Here is a 605-nt window from a genome sequence, read left to right as displayed (position 1 = left end):
TATATTCCAACATGAAAAACTATCTATCAGACAAAAGAACACATACAAACTACTAAAGGTGGAAAGGTAGTTTAAGCTATTTAAAAGTATAAAAGGTACAAATACCTAAGAAAGCTATAAAAACATCAAAATAAAGCATTCCACCACCAAGAACAACCAAATAAAAACAATCAAAGGGAAGTATAGAAAAATTAAAGCCTATACTTCCCTTTTTTTAATTCAAACAAAGGAGAGAAAACATGATAAACGAAGAAATAAGCAAAGAAGCAGGTCAAGCAGCACAAACCATAATAACATACACAATAAAGGCAGCAAAAGAATCAATCAACTTAGAAAAAGAAATAAGAAAAAAGATGAATGATAATTTAGAAAAAGCAAACGGAAACTTAAAAAGCCTTATGGGCGATGAAATGAAAATAAAAGACCTCTACAAAAAAGGACAACTAGAAAACATAAGCATAGATCAAAGCGACCTCAAAGACTTAAAAAAAGAACTAAACAAACTTGGAGTAAGTTTCTCAGTAATGAAAAACAAAGAAACACAAAACTATGAAATATTCTTCCAAGCCAAAGACATAAAAGTAATGGAATATGCCTTTAAACAA

1 protein-coding gene is annotated in these 605 nt (G+C 29.4%); it reads left to right on the top strand.

Translation table 11 applies throughout. From position 1 onward, the window contains the following. Positions 1-239 precede the first annotated feature (239 nt). Positions 240-605, top strand: a 366-nt coding sequence (locus HMPREF3045_RS07560) for a PcfB family protein (protein WP_070738376.1), incomplete at its 3' end; no start/stop codon positions are given.

The organism is Anaerococcus sp. HMSC075B03 (assembly GCF_001815585.1).
In the GTDB taxonomy this organism is placed as follows: domain Bacteria; phylum Bacillota; class Clostridia; order Tissierellales; family Peptoniphilaceae; genus Anaerococcus; species Anaerococcus vaginalis.
The sequence above is the reverse complement of the archived record's forward strand: the minus strand, read 5'-3'. Positions and strand labels throughout refer to the sequence as shown.